Genomic DNA, 13,423 nt, shown 5'->3' with positions numbered 1-13,423 from the left:
CTACCCTAACCTAATGGAGGGCTAGCAAAATAGGCGTCTATTCTAACGAATTGTATGCAACAAGGGAAACTTGATAGGCTTCCTCGTTAGAACTTAATAGTATGGCTTAATGAGTAAAACTAGACTTTTGGCAGGTAAGCTCTGGTGCTTGATAACCCCATGTGATGCGGACTTCGCCTTGGTGTTCCCAAAAGATTTCGTTTTGTCCTTGGTATTTAGCGCCGCTGCCGCTAACAACGTTATACATCAAGGATACTTGGTCGCCTCGCTCTGCGATGAGAGTTCTAGGCTCCGTGTTGAAAAAAGTGACGATAAATTCATTTTTGGGATTGTTGTCACAAATAAATCGTAGCGGGCCGTCCGAGTCGACTAAGCGGTAGCGTGCTTGAAGTTCGGCGATGCGTCGTTGATAGCTTTTCTTAATGCACTGCCGTTTATTGTTATTTTTCCAGCAGTCGTTACGACCTTTAAGCCAGCCCCGTTGCGTTGCCTTTAACTCCGTCGAGGTGTTACCTGCCTTGTTTAATGCTTGTTGATAGACTTTGTTGAGCTGATTATCAAGCTGAGCGAGCTCTGGCTGTTGGCAAATCATGGACTCGATACGAGCGTTTGAGTCTGCTGAACAATCAAACGATGGGGATAAAGTCTCTTGTTCAGTACCCTTTTCATTGGCCTCAATGTTGGCAGTATGGTTAGTGGAATTATTGTTAGAGTCACCACATGACACTATCGCTAAGGTCAAGCTAGCAATAGCTATATAAGTAGCCACATGGCGCATACGAAGAACCTTTTAAGAGTCTTTGCGAGACGACTTGCGCTTTTTGACTTCGGTACCGACGCCCATCACTAAGCCGATGGCGACACCAATTCCCATGCCTAAAATCATATTGCTCATTGCCACACCAAGAGCTGCGCCAATACCTACGCCGATGGCGATATAAGCGCCAACATAGGTGGTGCCGTGGTTACCTTCTGGTTGTTTGTTTTGCATAGTTTGAAAAGAGTGATTGACTGTTCCCTCAATAATAGACCTCTGAATCAAAAAATCAATGCAGAAAAAACGCGCCAAACGCCGCGTTTTTAGAGTACCTGTTAATCTATAAGAGCTTACATCGCTGAGCGAAGGGTAGATGCTATGTCTTTAGCGTCATAGTAACGCCCGTCATCACTCGGCATTTCACCGCTACCAATTAAAATCTCAAGAGAACTGCTGTACTTGCTACGCTCCGTTCCAGACTCGACACCAATGGTTGTTATGTAAGCAGGGCGACGGCGTGTTTCACAGCCGAGTAGTCCACAGTCACGCTCAATGACATCTGTTCTGCGAACTTCTGTGCGGGGAGTATGACGAGTTTTTTTATCTGAGCCCCGATCTACCACTTGAAACCAAGTGCCACCTTCTTGAAGGGTTAACTCTGCAGCTCTTAGCAATGCATAGTCTTTAACCGTGTTTTGACTGGTTGACGTATTACCATTAAAGCTAATGCGGTATCTGTCTTCTCCAAGCTTAGTGCTGTAGTAACCATAGTCTTCCGCTGATTCTGCTGGTGCGTAAGCAGTAGTGCTGGCACAACCGGCAAGTACTAAGCAAGCTGAGATACAAACTAAATATAATGCTTTCATGTTTTACCTCGTCAATTGTAAGGTTCACTTTCAATATAACGATTGGGTATGAGTAATGCAACTTATTGAAAAATAAGAAGTAAGGGTTTTCCCCTAGTTGATGTCATCAGGAACAATTGTTGTAATCGTTATTTCTTGAATAAATCATTCATGTTATTGAATCCTTTAAACTCAAGGGCATTTCCTGAAGGGTCATTAAAGAACATCGTGGCTTGCTCACCTGGTTTTCCTTCAAAACGGATGTAAGGTTCTATCACAAACTCCACTCGATGTTTGGTCAGGTGCTCTGCCAACTGGCGCCACTGCTGCATATCTAACACAACCCCAAAGTGTGGAATCGGCACGCCATGACCATCTACTTTAGAGGTGTTGGCAGTTTTAGCTTTCATTGATTCGTCCAAATGAACCACGAGCTGATGCCCGTAGCAATCATAATCAATCCAATGATCACTAGAACGACCTTCGTCAAAACCGAGTAGCTCCCCGTAAAATTGACGAGCTTTGTCTAAGTCATGGATGGGGATAGCTAGATGGAATGGTTGTGGCATTGCTTTTTATACCTATGATTTGAGTGTTATTTGATCTCTACTTTAGCACCATCATTTAGAATGGATTCATTTCGTTCGCGATCATCTTTTTTTTCTAAAGCTGACTTACAGTACTTAGCGGCATTGGGCTTGCGCTCACCTGAGCTAGCTGGGTCATAATACATATGACACCATTCCAGACTGCCCCTAATAGGCTCACGGTCGGCTTTGTGTGTTCGGTCTGAATCACTAGAACAACCAGTAAACACGATGGCCAATAAGCTGGTAAGAATTAGAGTAAGATACTTCATTTTTTCTTCCTGTATTAGTCAGAGCTTTATTTATCCTATCAGAAACTCTGGGGTGACTAAAACTTATCGATATTAAAATTCAGTAAAGTTTTATGTAAGAAACTTTGGTTTGTTTTCGTCTATAGTAGTGAGGTCATATAACGGGGAAGAACGTTGAAGAAGAAACAGAAGCAGCTTATTGCTGAACTAGCAAATCAATATGGACGACAGGTGTTCGCTACAGCTTATCGCATAGTAGGGGATAGTCATCATGCTGAAGATATCACTCAAGATATTTACATGAAGCTATTTAAAAAGACACCTAAGGCGTTCGACAAAGTGAATAATTGGGCTGCCTATCTGACGACTATGGCAACTTCTGCCAGCCTTGATTTATTAAGAAAGAAACACCGTTTGTCGGAGCAAAGTATTACTGATGATGGTGCTGAAACGGTTGTATCTATCCATAGCAACCCAGAGCCAACGCCTGAAAAGCAGTTTGCTTTAACGCAGGATATTCAGCAACTTCGAGATGCTCTGACAAAGGTCACGGAACAAGAGGCAAAGGTTTTTGTTTTACGTTTTGTGGAGGAGTTGTCTTACGACGATATTGCACAACACCTAGCATTAACGTCCGGTAACGTCGGCATCATTCTTAATAGAACTCGGCAAAAATTGGCCCGCTTACTTAGTCACAGTCAGAATACAGGAGAGAAGTATGAAGCACGCAGCTGATCACACCTTGAACAACGCGGTTGATAGTCTTAAAACCCAAGAGCCTTTGTCAGAGGATATTGAACGAGCACAAAACCGTTTATTAAAAGCGGTTGCGATAGAAGCAGAGAAGCATAGTGAAGAGTTAGGTGTTTTTCAGAAACTATCTGCTTGGTGGAAGGACACAATGAATTTTTCTGGTTACAAGCTTGCAGGCTCTATGGGCGCTGCTGCCAGTTTTGCTTTAGCCATTTTTATATTCTCTGCGTCACCGCAAACGTCTTTCGCCAGTATGGTGGAAAACTTTAAGAAGGCCCGCAACTTTTTCTACAGCGCAACCATGACAACGTCAGGCCAGCACTTGATGGATATCAGGGTGTATTACCGAGAGCCTGGGCAGCTACGGATGGAAAGCTATGCTTTAGAACATAAAGACCAACCAACATTCGTAAACATCATGGATGTTAGTCAAGGTAAAGGCGTTATGAAGTTGTCGGATACTAATCAAACGGTACCTTTTAGTTTTGATGCCGGCGACACTTCTCACAGTGCGCAAGAAGACCCTTTGTATTGGCGCAAGCTGATCTTGGAAGTCGATCCAGAGAAGGCTAAGCCGATGGGTACACAAACCTTTTCAGGCGTTGAGTTAACAGGGTTCTTACTTGAGGAGACTGGTATCGAAACTCGAGTTTGGGTTGACCCTAAAAGCCAGTTACCAGTAAAGATCAATGTCAGCCAGACTTTTGATGACGGCAGTGTTGGGTTTGAGATGAAAGCTGATGTTGAATATAACCAGCGCTTTGATGATAACTTATTCGAGTTGAATTAATCACTAATGATGTTCATCGACATCAACTCGTAAGTCGAGGTAGTGGTATTGTTGCCACTACCTTTTTTTTAATTAGCTATACTTTTTTTACAAACTCAGACTTCAGTTTCATGGCGCCGATACCAGGGATTTTGCAGTCGATATCATGATCGCCTTCAACTAACCGAATATTTTTAACCTTGGTGCCAACTTTAACCACTTGTGACGAACCCTTGATTTTTAGATCTTTAATCACAGTCACCGTGTCTCCGTCTTCGAGTGGATTACCGTTAGCGTCTTTTATTGACGACTCACTCTGCTCAGGCGCGTCTTTAGACCATTCGTGGCCACACTCAGGACACACGAACATAGCCTGATCTTCGTAGGTATAAGTTGAGTCGCATTGCGGACAGTTAGGTAGTGTGCTCATGATGGAACGCCTGTTTTAAAATTTGGGTCATTATAGTGAATTCGCTTACTTTAGGTAGGACTTAATTTGCTGAGTGTTAATTTACTTAGTGTCTCTGGGCGCGCCTTCGTCACATTTTTTGCAGTTAAGCTCTTCGCCAAGCATAGACTCTCGGCCTGCTTGCGTAACGACCCAAGGTCGATTGAAGAAAGGGGGCTTATGACGGACATGCTGGAAGTGACCACAGGCCAACTCAGCCACCCAGTCATCATGTTCATCTTTGTGGTAGTCCTTTATTGATTGCTTCATGATCCAGAGTAAATAGCCCTAACTAATGGAACCATTGGGTTTTTCCTATCTGCTTGCCGTTTTTGTAGATTTTTTTAGAGACCACTTTACCCTTGTCATTATATTGGAGGGTTTCTCCTTCTCTTTTACCTTCAACATAAGTTGATGTGAATTGTGGCTGTCCATTTGAGTGATAGGTTATCTGCTGACCATGTTTTTTCCCGGCGACATAGACACATTCCTCGAAAAGCTTCCCTTTGTCGGTGAATTGTTGCCATGGACCTTCAAGCACTCCGTCCTTAAAAAGTTTTTTGAATTTTACTTGTCCTTTACTATTGTAGGATTCTGCTGGACCCTCTTTAGTACCGTAATGATAGGTTACAAAGCCTGTTGTTTTTCCACTACTTGATGATATTGAATAAAATCGGCCATGTTTTTTCCATTTGCTACGTCCGTTTTCAGTAATTTGGATGTAGAGACCTTTGCTGTAATTAGTGTTGTGAATTTTATAAGTATCGCCCTGTTTGTCGGTAAACTGAGACTTATGCTCAAGTTTAGCGTAATGCTCAGGCTTAACCTGTGTATAGTCAAAGGCCTTTGGAGCTGCTGCGATGCTTGAAAAACTCATTAAATAGGATAAAACAAAGACAGTGATTAGCGTATAAATAGATTTCATTTGATGACTGATGCCTTGTGTATTTTTTAATCATATTAGCTCTGTATGAAAAATATTGCTATTAGTTCTTCCATACTGGTAGCCTTAAAGACAAAGACAAGAATATGCAGGAGAAGTTATGCCGTTATCTCAGTCCACTGATTGCAACACTATTTTTTACACCAACCCACAGTCACGAGGTCAAATTGCTCGTTGGATGTTGGAAGAAGTTGGCGCAGACTATCGTCAGGAAATACTGGAGTATGGCGCTGGGATGAAATCCCAAGAGTTCCTCAAAATCAATCCCATGGGAAAGGTTCCGACCATTGTCCATGGCGGTAAAGTCATTACTGAGTGTGCAGCGATTTGTGCTTACCTCGCTGATGCTTTTCCTGAAAAAGGTCTAGCGCCGAGTCTTGATAATCGCGCAGATTATTACCGCTGGCTGTTTTTTAGTGCGGGGCCACTCGAAGCGGCTATCGTCAACCGTTCCCTAGGAGTCGAGGTTAAAGCTGATCAGGAAAGAATGGTGGGTTACGGTAATTACGAGTTGGTTCTAGATACTTTGTCACAGCAATTGTTAGATTCGCCCTATGTTGCTGGCGAACATTTCACTGCAGCTGACGTCTATGTGGGTTCGCACGTTTTATGGGGCTTGCATTTTGGCAGTATGGACATGCGGCCTGGTTTTGAAGAATATGCCGCGCGTGTTTCTGAGCGACAAGCGTATAAAGCCGCTAAACTGATAGATGAAGAATTGATAGCTGAAAGAGAAAAGTAGTTACTTTTTACGATGAGGGCAGCCAGGCCAGCAGCATGGTCTGCGCTTGCCAGCTTTAAGGTCAGAGCTGACTCTGTTAATGCGCTTCAGGCGAGTATCTTCTCTTTTGGCATCTTCTACCCAGCAAATCCACTCGTTACGGGCTAAAGGTGTGATATTTTCCCAGAGTTCTAAAGTGTTTTCATCAGCTAAAAGCGTCTTACGCAAGTCATTTGGTAGGCGGTGAACCACGCCTTCAGAAATGTTTTTACTAGGCATCGCTAGAACTTTTACTCATATCCGTCTTTATACCTGTCGGTTCGCCCTTAGTTAGTGCCGTGACATAAACTAAGTAAAGAATTGATAGTGCAACCGGGATAGCATGCCACCAGTTGGACAGATACGGTGAGTCGCTGTTGTAAAGGGTGATCAATAGAATGACTGTGGCCACGCTCGACAGCGGTAAAATAAAGATGGATGAATTTAACAGGGTGAGTTTGAACCCTTTTATGGCGTGAGTATTTACAGCGCCAGACGCACTAAAAATAACGAACATCATCTGGAAGCCTGCAAACATAAACTGTAAGAAGCAGCCAATGATTAAAACGGTGAGTGACATAAACCTTCCTTTGGCAATAATCGATTTCTAAGTTTAATATGGCGCTCAAAAGATTTGAAGTAGATACTTCAAAGTTTAAAGGTTATATCAGTGGGTATTTTTATTGGGTTGGCTGAATATAGAGAATAAAAAAAGGGCAGACCCCGAAAGATCTGCCCTTTGAAATAGAGTGCTAGTAATTAAACAGCAACAATATTTTCAGCCTGAGGGCCTTTTTGACCGTCAGTAACCGTGAACTCAACTTTTTGGCCTTCAGCTAAAGTTTTGAAACCTGAGTTGCTGATTGAACTGTAGTGTGCAAACACGTCAGGACCTTCTTGCTGCTCGATAAAACCAAAACCTTTTGCTTCGTTGAACCATTTAACGGTTCCTGTAACTGTATTAGACATAATAATATCCTGTAATTTAAATATAAGGTTGCCTTCAAGAGGCTTGAATAGCTGTAAATGTAGACTGATATTTAGAAACTGCAGGACAAAGAATTAATACTAAAACGATGAAATGTAGGATGAAAATAGAGACTTCTTTCTAGCTGAGAGCAGAGTATAGGCTTTTTTGTCCCCTGTCTACTTATATTTCATTTATTTTTTATCTTACTGCGATAAGAAACGTCTAGCCCAGTTACCTTTGTGCTCTTTCTCGCAAGCTTCTTCGGAGTCGAAGTTAATCTGTTTTGCATGATTTTTTAAAGGGACATTGATCGATTGAAGCTTATCGCTAATAACCGAGCCAATAAAACTATCTTGGTGTTCTTGCAAAGCTTTGGATAAAGAATCTTCCGTATCAAAGATACAAACGATTTCTAAAGACTGCGGAAACGCATCGTAATCCACAAAGTGCGTCAGCCACTCAAAACCCTCAACCGAGTCCGTCAGTACATGACAGGCATCCGTTAAGGTCTTAACTATGAGCTTTTCCGTTTTCTTATCGGTTTTAGTCATTCCATCTTGTATGTTTAATGGTGCATGAGGGCTAGGGTGCTTTGTGACACATATAAATGCAAGTTATTCTTTAATGGGTTGAGTTACTGGAATAAGAAACTTTGAAGTTTCCAGTTTTACCCTAAATAGGATTTCTAAAATCACAAGATCGCTTGTTAATCATCTGCTACTCCACCGATGCTATCATTAGCTCCACCCCCAAAGTCAGTAGGCTCTTGTGAAGGATTATTCTCATTGAATAAAAAAAGGACTATACCAACTGAAGCAATGAAGGGTATGAGCCAAGTTAAAATAATTTGGAATATTTTTTGATGCTTGTCAAAGTAATCGGTTTTTAATACATGATAACAAGCAATAATATTGAGTAGAACAGCTAATACAATTCCAAAAACTAAGAAGTAGTTACTCATTGATATGGCTCGACTTACGTCTAATATGTTTTAGTTAACGTAGCCTCGATTAGCGAAAGCGTAATCGAGGGGAATAGTAGATTATAAACATAAAACCTCGAAGTCACTGATGCTCCTTCGAGGCTACGTCTGCTATTGGTTTAAAAGCTTTTCTTTTTCTGCTTTGTATTCCTCTTTACTAATCAAGCCTTCTTCGAACCACTTTCTTAATTTTTTCAACTCTTCCTCTGTGGTGTTGTTCCCAGGAGGTTGATTATTTACTTCATTAGATTTGACATGTTTTTGATTGCTTTTAAACAGTTTCACCTTTTCTGGCGTATAGCCCACAAGTAGTTTATCGATAACTGGCATCATCTTTGATTCAACACTTGCCCATTTATTTAGAGCCAAGCCACCTTTACCGTTTAGGTGATATTCAGCGTAGCCTAACATCTTATGATTCTTAAACAGTGATAGCTCCGCATGGTGCATATACATTCCAATATCCCATGTTTTTAGTGCAGTATAAGTGAGGTAGTAATCGCAATAGAAAGGCATTTCATCATCAAACACCTCAGTGGTTATTCCGTGTTTCATGAACCCCCTTTGCACAACTGGCAAAAAGTCGCCAACAATTACTTTTGGGTTTTTTTGGATGCAGACATGGCTGATTTCATGCTCTGGATCTAACTCTTGTACTTTAATACTTGTGCAAGAGGCTATAAAAGATGCGATAAGAGCCAATAAGAGTAATCTGTTTTTCATTTGAAAATCCCTATGTTTATAGATTATTTTTAGTTTTGAGCTGATACTCGAGACACATACTACCTAGAAATTGACATATAGTCATGGGGAATCAGTGCAGGAGTAACAGTAATACCTCCAGTTGTAAAAAGTCGCTAGATTCCTTATCAAGTGCGGAATGACACGACTGTTGGTAGGGTTTTGAATCGGAATAACATGAAACGGGTTAGATCCTGAGTCCTATCGGTTCAAGGTCTAAAGTGACAAGCAAAATAGGCCGGGATTCCCGATTTTTCAGGAATGACGAAAAACCACCTAAATCACCCAAAAACATTGCCTCAACCCCTGAAAAATGGTATAAAGCGCGCCGTGGCTCGAAAGTGCGTTTAAACCCGTACAATTATTGAGCTACAAATACGATATTTACTTAAAATCCACACGCAGATCGACACATTTGCCGGGGTGCTCCACCAGAAAGACACTCTTTTAAGAGACTGGTTGGGGTCGGGAAATGGGATTTGCGGAGGCTTAACCCGAAATTCGGAGAATTTATTATGTCTAAAGTTAGTATGCGTGACATGCTACAGGCGGGTGTGCACTTCGGTCACAAAACTCGTTTCTGGAACCCTCAAATGCGTCCATATATCTTTGGTGCGCGTAACAAGATTCACATCATCAACCTTGAAGAAACAGTACCTATGTTCAACGGTGCGTTGAATTACTTAGGTAAAATCGCTTCTAACAAAGGTAAAATCCTTTTTGTTGGTACGAAGCGTGCAGCTGCTGAAATCGTTAAAGAAGAAGCGACTCGTTGTGGTCAGTTCTTCGTTGATAAGCGTTGGTTAGGCGGTATGTTGACTAACTACAAAACGATTCGTGGTTCTATTAACCGTTTGAAAGACTTAGAAAAACAGTCTGAAGACGGCACTTTCGAGCGTTTGACTAAGAAAGAAGCGTTGATGCGTACTCGTGAGATGGACAAGCTTGAAGCGTCTATCGGCGGTATCAAGAACATGGGCGGTCTTCCAGACGTATTGTTTGTGATTGACGCTGATCATGAAGCCATCGCAATTGCAGAAGCAAACAAAATGGGCATCCCAGTTGTTGCTGTTGTTGATACAAACTCTAACCCGAAAGGCGTTGATTACATCATCCCAGGTAACGATGATGCGATCCGTGCGATTCGTTTATACTGCGGTGCAGTAGCGGACGCAGTGCTTGACGGTAAGCAAAGCAACACAGTTGCTGATAAAGGCGACGAGTTTGTTGAAGAGGCTGGCGAAGAGTAATCGCTAATCTCGCAAAGTGTTGAAAAAGGGGGCGAGGCCCCCTTTTTTGAAAGATACTTAGGTTTAGGTCATATTTGGCTTTACAACATCTAAATCACAGCACTTTGCAAAATAAACCTTTACTATCAATGAGCTACTAAGCTTCATAAAGGTTTAAAAACATACGTTTATACTATTCTAGTTTATATATTCTGCTGTTCTAAAAAGCAGAGGAATCTATCGGAGATACTATCATGGCAATTACTGCTGCATTAGTTAAAGAATTACGTGAGCGCACTGGCGCTGGCATGATGGAATGTAAAAAGGCGTTGGTTGAGGCTGACGGTAACATCGAAACTGCAATCGATAACATGCGTAAATCTGGCCAAGCGAAAGCGGCTAAGAAAGCGGGTCGTATCGCTGCAGAAGGTGTTATCTTAGCGAAATCAGGCGACAATACAGGTGTTTTAGTTGAAGTTAACTCTGAAACTGACTTCGTTGCTCGTGACGACAACTTCAAGAAGTTCTCTAGCGAAGTGGTAGATGTTGCTCTTTCAAACGGCACTGCTGACGTTGAAGCTTTAAACGCTGCGTCTATGCCTTCTGGCGAGTCTGTTGAAGAAGCACGCGCTAACTTGGTTGCTAAAATCGGTGAGAACATCACAGTACGTCGCGTTGCTAAAGTTGACGGCGATACGCTTGGTGCATACATCCACGGCGGTCGTATCGGTGTTATCGTTTCTTTAGACGGTGGTGACGAAGATTTAGCGAAAGACGTTGCGATGCACGTTGCTGCGAGTAACCCTCAGTTCAATACGGCTGACGACGTTGACCCAGCAGTTATCGAAAAAGAGAAAGAAATCATTAAAGCTCAACCTGATATGGAAGGCAAGCCTGCTGAGATTGTTGAGAAAATGATGGGTGGTCGTATTAAGAAGTTCGTTGGCGAGATTACTTTGGAAGGTCAAAGCTTTGTAAAAGACCCTTCAACGACGGTTGGCCAGTTGCTTAAAGAAAAGAATGCAAAAGTTATCTCTTACACTCGCTTTGAAGTAGGCGAAGGTATTGAGAAGAAAGAAGAAGACTTTGCGTCTGAAGTAGCTGCTCAAATGAAAAAGTAATTGGCTAAGCAACCCTTAGACAAACTGACTTTTTAGATTACAAGAAGGAAACACTATGGCCGACTTAGCTTATAAGCGTATTTTATTGAAATTGAGTGGCGAGGCTTTGATGGGGCGTGAGGCGTTTGGTATTGACCCTCAGGTTCTGGAAAGAATCGCTCATGAAATCAAATCGTTAAGTAAGCAAGGTGTTGAAGTCGGCGTAGTGATTGGTGGCGGTAATATTTACCGTGGCCAGAAATTATCAGAAGCTGGCATGAACCGTGTGACCGGTGATCACATGGGCATGCTGGCGACTGTGATGAATTCTCTAGCCCTACAAGATGCTTTCGAGCGCATTGAACAACCTGCAAAGGTGTTGTCAGCTATGCCCATCGACGGTGTTTGTCAGGGCTTTTCTCGTCGTGGAGCTATTAATGCTCTAGAGAAAGGACGGATCGTGATTTTCTGCGCTGGAACGGGTAACCCATTTTTCACCACCGATACGGCTGCTTGTTTGCGCGGTATTGAGATCGATGCTGAGCTGATTCTAAAAGCGACTAAAGTGGACGGTGTTTATTCCGCAGATCCTTCGAAAGACAAGGACGCTGTGAAGTATGAGCGTTTGAGCTACAAAGAAGCTTTGGATAAAGAGCTGGCAGTGATGGACCTTACGGCGTTCTGTTTAGCCCGTGACCACAAAAAGAATATTCGTGTATTCGACATGACCCAAGCTGGCTCTTTAGAAAAAGCGGTATTGGGCAACGACGAAGGCACCTTGATTCACCCTTGAGTTGTTGAGCTTAAGATTGAATCAGTCGAATAATTAGGCATAATAGCCAGATTAAGATTATAACAAGCAATTGTAGGAGATATCTCTGTGATTAATGACATTCAAAAAGATGCCGATCAGCGTATGGATAAGACCATTGAGTCATTTAGGCATGATCTTGCTAAAGTTCGCACAGGTCGCGCACATCCTAGCTTGCTTGAGCATATTACCGTCCCATACTATGGTTCTGATACGCCAATCAATCAGGTTGCAAGTATCAGCGTACAGGAAGGACGAACTTTAGTACTGCAAATTTTTGATAAAGGCGCGATTGAAGATACTGAAAAAGCGATTCTTAAGTCAGACCTCGGCTTAACGCCAAACGTTGCTGGGCAAGTGATTCGTATCACCATGCCGCCTTTGAATGAAGAGCGTCGTAAAGAGCTAATCAAAGTCGTTCGTGGTGAAGCTGAAAATGCTAAGGTAGCGGTTCGTAATATTCGTCGTGACGCTAATAACTCAGCGAAAGAGCTGGAAAAAGAAAAAGAAATCTCTGAAGATGATTTGCGTCGTGCGGAAGAGCAAATTCAAAAGCTTACAGACACTAAAGTAGCTCGAATCGATGAGCTTTTAGAAGAGAAAGAGAAAGAGTTAATTGAAATTTAATTCAATACGCTTAGTGTGAATTGTGCTGAAACGCCGTGAAACTTATCACGGCGTTTTCGTATATAATGTATGGCAGATTAATGAGTAGGTTGGGTTGGTGTTAAAAAAGAATGTTTCAGAGCAGAACAAGTCTAACCAGAGTGTTCCGCAGCATATAGCTATTATTATGGATGGTAACGGTCGATGGGCCCAGGCGCGCGGTAAAAAGCGTGTCATGGGGCATAAGGCTGGGATGGAGCGTGCTCGCGAAATGGCTGAGGTTTGTGGTGAGTTAGGGGTCAAGTATTTGACGTTATTCGCTTTTAGCAGTGAAAACTGGAACCGGCCAAAAGATGAAGTCAGTTTTTTGATGGAGTTATTTGCGACTAGCCTCAACAATGAGTCGAAAAAACTTAACAAGAATAATGTAAAGCTGACCATAGTTGGCGACAAAGATGGTTTTGATAGTAAGTTGCGCAAGGCGATTGATAAAGCGGAAGCGTTAACGGCAAACAACAATGGGCTGTATCTACAAATTGCTGCAAACTATGGTGGGCGTTGGGATATTGTCCAAGCTGCGCAGGCATTGGCTGTAAAGGGGCGGGAGATTACGGAGCAGGCGCTACAGTCTGAATTAGTGACTGCGGATGGCTCTGAGCCTGATTTGCTTATTCGAACTGGCGGTGAGCAACGTATTAGTAACTTCTTGTTATGGCAGGCTGCGTATTCAGAATTATACTTTAGCGATCGACTGTGGCCAGACTTTGATGGCGATGCCTTAAAAGGTGCTATTGCCGACTTTAATCAGCGCCAGCGTCGTTTTGGGAAAACAGGCGAGCAGGTCGCTTCAGAGAGTCATTAGGGGAATAAT

The 13,423-nt window shown here is 42.5% G+C and carries 22 protein-coding genes; 8 read left to right on the top strand and 14 right to left on the bottom strand.

The genetic code is table 11. The features are described from left to right. Positions 1-106 precede the first annotated feature (106 nt). The 5 genes from TQ33_RS08115 to TQ33_RS08095 all read right to left on the bottom strand — a co-directional run bounded on the left by TQ33_RS08115 (position 107) and on the right by TQ33_RS08095 (position 2,461). A complete protein-coding gene (locus TQ33_RS08115) occupies positions 107-778 on the bottom strand; it encodes an MliC family protein (RefSeq protein ID WP_052735254.1) in 672 nt (223 codons plus the stop codon). 12 nt (positions 779-790) lie between these two features. Then, positions 791-991, bottom strand: a complete 201-nt coding sequence (locus tag TQ33_RS08110; protein WP_046561609.1) for a hypothetical protein — start codon at positions 989-991, stop codon at positions 791-793. A gap of 116 nt (positions 992-1,107) precedes the next feature. Continuing rightward, positions 1,108-1,623, bottom strand: coding sequence for a CC0125/CC1285 family lipoprotein (locus TQ33_RS08105; RefSeq protein WP_046561608.1), 516 nt, complete (start codon positions 1,621-1,623; stop codon positions 1,108-1,110). Between the two features lie 128 nt (positions 1,624-1,751). After that, the gene (locus tag TQ33_RS08100; protein ID WP_046561607.1) at positions 1,752-2,171 is read right to left on the bottom strand and encodes a VOC family protein; all 420 of its coding nucleotides are present in this window, start codon (positions 2,169-2,171) and stop codon (positions 1,752-1,754) included. Between the two features lie 26 nt (positions 2,172-2,197). After that, complete coding sequence (locus TQ33_RS08095) at positions 2,198-2,461, bottom strand: hypothetical protein (RefSeq protein ID WP_046561606.1); 264 nt, start codon at positions 2,459-2,461, stop codon at positions 2,198-2,200. Positions 2,462-2,614: 153 nt separating this feature from the next. On the opposite strand from TQ33_RS08095, the gene TQ33_RS08090 reads away from it, so the two are divergent. Both TQ33_RS08090 and TQ33_RS08085 read left to right on the top strand, forming a co-directional pair. Further along, positions 2,615-3,175 carry an RNA polymerase sigma factor gene (locus tag TQ33_RS08090; RefSeq protein WP_046561605.1) on the top strand — a complete coding sequence of 187 codons (561 nt, stop codon included), beginning with the start codon at positions 2,615-2,617 and terminating at the stop codon, positions 3,173-3,175. Continuing rightward, positions 3,159-3,983 carry a hypothetical protein gene (locus TQ33_RS08085; protein ID WP_046561604.1) on the top strand — a complete coding sequence of 275 codons (825 nt, stop codon included), beginning with the start codon at positions 3,159-3,161 and terminating at the stop codon, positions 3,981-3,983. The genes TQ33_RS08090 and TQ33_RS08085 overlap by 17 nt, the downstream gene beginning before the upstream one ends. Positions 3,984-4,059: 76 nt before the next feature. Here TQ33_RS08085 and TQ33_RS08080 read toward each other — a convergent pair whose 3' ends face one another. The 3 genes from TQ33_RS08080 to TQ33_RS11670 form a co-directional block, all read right to left on the bottom strand. Then, the gene (locus tag TQ33_RS08080; RefSeq protein WP_046561603.1) at positions 4,060-4,392 is read right to left on the bottom strand and encodes a zinc ribbon domain-containing protein YjdM; all 333 of its coding nucleotides are present in this window, start codon (positions 4,390-4,392) and stop codon (positions 4,060-4,062) included. 81 nt (positions 4,393-4,473) lie between these two features. Beyond that, entirely contained in the window at positions 4,474-4,680 is a 207-nt protein-coding gene (locus TQ33_RS08075; RefSeq protein WP_046561602.1) for a DUF3565 domain-containing protein, read from the bottom strand. 22 nt (positions 4,681-4,702) lie between these two features. Then, entirely contained in the window at positions 4,703-5,335 is a 633-nt protein-coding gene (locus TQ33_RS11670) for a toxin-antitoxin system YwqK family antitoxin (RefSeq protein ID WP_052735253.1), read from the bottom strand. Positions 5,336-5,453: 118 nt separating this feature from the next. Here TQ33_RS11670 and TQ33_RS08065 point away from each other — a divergent pair, with 118 nt between their 5' ends. After that, on the top strand, positions 5,454-6,095 hold the full coding sequence (locus tag TQ33_RS08065) for a glutathione S-transferase family protein (protein WP_046561601.1): 642 nt from the start codon (positions 5,454-5,456) through the stop codon (positions 6,093-6,095). Here the strand turns inward: TQ33_RS08065 and TQ33_RS08060 are convergent, their stop codons facing one another. The 6 genes from TQ33_RS08060 to TQ33_RS08035 form a co-directional block, all read right to left on the bottom strand. After that, complete coding sequence (locus TQ33_RS08060; RefSeq protein WP_046561600.1) at positions 6,096-6,353, bottom strand: YdeI/OmpD-associated family protein; 258 nt, start codon at positions 6,351-6,353, stop codon at positions 6,096-6,098. It lies immediately after the preceding gene. Beyond that, positions 6,346-6,693, bottom strand: coding sequence for a hypothetical protein (locus tag TQ33_RS08055; protein ID WP_046561599.1), 348 nt, complete (start codon positions 6,691-6,693; stop codon positions 6,346-6,348). The genes TQ33_RS08060 and TQ33_RS08055 overlap by 8 nt, the downstream gene beginning before the upstream one ends. A 179-nt stretch (positions 6,694-6,872) precedes the next feature. Continuing rightward, a complete protein-coding gene (locus TQ33_RS08050) occupies positions 6,873-7,082 on the bottom strand; it encodes a cold-shock protein (protein ID WP_046561598.1) in 210 nt (69 codons plus the stop codon). 204 nt (positions 7,083-7,286) lie between these two features. Continuing rightward, positions 7,287-7,634, bottom strand: a complete 348-nt coding sequence (locus TQ33_RS08045; protein ID WP_046561597.1) for a hypothetical protein — start codon at positions 7,632-7,634, stop codon at positions 7,287-7,289. A 155-nt stretch (positions 7,635-7,789) separates the two neighbouring features. Then, a complete protein-coding gene (locus tag TQ33_RS08040; RefSeq protein WP_046561596.1) occupies positions 7,790-8,044 on the bottom strand; it encodes a hypothetical protein in 255 nt (84 codons plus the stop codon). Positions 8,045-8,176: 132 nt separating this feature from the next. Next, on the bottom strand, positions 8,177-8,788 hold the full coding sequence (locus TQ33_RS08035; RefSeq protein WP_071841106.1) for an Sbal_3080 family lipoprotein: 612 nt from the start codon (positions 8,786-8,788) through the stop codon (positions 8,177-8,179). 533 nt (positions 8,789-9,321) lie between these two features. Between TQ33_RS08035 and rpsB the strand changes: the two genes are divergently transcribed. The 5 genes from rpsB to TQ33_RS08010 all read left to right on the top strand — a co-directional run bounded on the left by rpsB (position 9,322) and on the right by TQ33_RS08010 (position 13,414). Then, on the top strand, positions 9,322-10,056 hold the full coding sequence (gene rpsB / locus TQ33_RS08030) for a 30S ribosomal protein S2 (RefSeq protein ID WP_046561595.1): 735 nt from the start codon (positions 9,322-9,324) through the stop codon (positions 10,054-10,056). 233 nt (positions 10,057-10,289) lie between these two features. Further along, positions 10,290-11,156, top strand: a complete 867-nt coding sequence (gene tsf, locus TQ33_RS08025; RefSeq protein WP_046561594.1) for a translation elongation factor Ts — start codon at positions 10,290-10,292, stop codon at positions 11,154-11,156. A 55-nt stretch (positions 11,157-11,211) separates the two neighbouring features. Beyond that, positions 11,212-11,928: a UMP kinase gene (gene pyrH / locus TQ33_RS08020; RefSeq protein WP_046561593.1), complete on the top strand. Its 717-nt coding sequence runs from the start codon at positions 11,212-11,214 to the stop codon at positions 11,926-11,928. Positions 11,929-12,015: 87 nt separating this feature from the next. Beyond that, complete coding sequence (frr, locus tag TQ33_RS08015) at positions 12,016-12,573, top strand: ribosome recycling factor (RefSeq protein ID WP_046561592.1); 558 nt, start codon at positions 12,016-12,018, stop codon at positions 12,571-12,573. A 94-nt stretch (positions 12,574-12,667) separates the two neighbouring features. Beyond that, positions 12,668-13,414, top strand: coding sequence for an isoprenyl transferase (locus TQ33_RS08010; protein ID WP_046561591.1), 747 nt, complete (start codon positions 12,668-12,670; stop codon positions 13,412-13,414). Positions 13,415-13,423 lie beyond the last annotated feature (9 nt).

This window comes from Kangiella geojedonensis, assembly GCF_000981765.1.
In the GTDB taxonomy this organism is placed as follows: Bacteria; Pseudomonadota; Gammaproteobacteria; order Enterobacterales; family Kangiellaceae; genus Kangiella; species Kangiella geojedonensis.
Note: the sequence above shows the minus strand (reverse complement) of the source record. Positions and strands in the feature narration are given on the sequence as shown.

Excerpts from the sequence above, each read along its gene's own strand:
- TQ33_RS08035 (WP_071841106.1), bottom strand. The coding sequence starts at position 8,788 with ATGAAAAACAGATTACTCTTATTGGCTCTTATCGCATCTTTTATAGCC.
- pyrH (WP_046561593.1), top strand. The coding sequence starts at position 11,212 with ATGGCCGACTTAGCTTATAAGCGTATTTTATTGAAATTGAGTGGCGAG.
- TQ33_RS08100 (WP_046561607.1), bottom strand. The coding sequence starts at position 2,171 with ATGCCACAACCATTCCATCTAGCTATCCCCATCCATGACTTAGACAAA.
- TQ33_RS11670 (WP_052735253.1), bottom strand. The coding sequence starts at position 5,335 with ATGAAATCTATTTATACGCTAATCACTGTCTTTGTTTTATCCTATTTA.
- TQ33_RS08105 (WP_046561608.1), bottom strand. The coding sequence starts at position 1,623 with ATGAAAGCATTATATTTAGTTTGTATCTCAGCTTGCTTAGTACTTGCC.
- TQ33_RS08080 (WP_046561603.1), bottom strand. The coding sequence starts at position 4,392 with ATGAGCACACTACCTAACTGTCCGCAATGCGACTCAACTTATACCTAC.
- TQ33_RS08115 (WP_052735254.1), bottom strand. The coding sequence starts at position 778 with ATGCGCCATGTGGCTACTTATATAGCTATTGCTAGCTTGACCTTAGCG.
- TQ33_RS08050 (WP_046561598.1), bottom strand. The coding sequence starts at position 7,082 with ATGTCTAATACAGTTACAGGAACCGTTAAATGGTTCAACGAAGCAAAA.
- TQ33_RS08040 (WP_046561596.1), bottom strand. The coding sequence starts at position 8,044 with ATGAGTAACTACTTCTTAGTTTTTGGAATTGTATTAGCTGTTCTACTC.
- rpsB (WP_046561595.1), top strand. The coding sequence starts at position 9,322 with ATGTCTAAAGTTAGTATGCGTGACATGCTACAGGCGGGTGTGCACTTC.
- TQ33_RS08060 (WP_046561600.1), bottom strand. The coding sequence starts at position 6,353 with ATGCCTAGTAAAAACATTTCTGAAGGCGTGGTTCACCGCCTACCAAAT.
- TQ33_RS08065 (WP_046561601.1), top strand. The coding sequence starts at position 5,454 with ATGCCGTTATCTCAGTCCACTGATTGCAACACTATTTTTTACACCAAC.
- tsf (WP_046561594.1), top strand. The coding sequence starts at position 10,290 with ATGGCAATTACTGCTGCATTAGTTAAAGAATTACGTGAGCGCACTGGC.
- TQ33_RS08095 (WP_046561606.1), bottom strand. The coding sequence starts at position 2,461 with ATGAAGTATCTTACTCTAATTCTTACCAGCTTATTGGCCATCGTGTTT.
- TQ33_RS08075 (WP_046561602.1), bottom strand. The coding sequence starts at position 4,680 with ATGAAGCAATCAATAAAGGACTACCACAAAGATGAACATGATGACTGG.
- TQ33_RS08045 (WP_046561597.1), bottom strand. The coding sequence starts at position 7,634 with ATGACTAAAACCGATAAGAAAACGGAAAAGCTCATAGTTAAGACCTTA.
- TQ33_RS08055 (WP_046561599.1), bottom strand. The coding sequence starts at position 6,693 with ATGTCACTCACCGTTTTAATCATTGGCTGCTTCTTACAGTTTATGTTT.
- TQ33_RS08110 (WP_046561609.1), bottom strand. The coding sequence starts at position 991 with ATGCAAAACAAACAACCAGAAGGTAACCACGGCACCACCTATGTTGGC.
- TQ33_RS08085 (WP_046561604.1), top strand. The coding sequence starts at position 3,159 with ATGAAGCACGCAGCTGATCACACCTTGAACAACGCGGTTGATAGTCTT.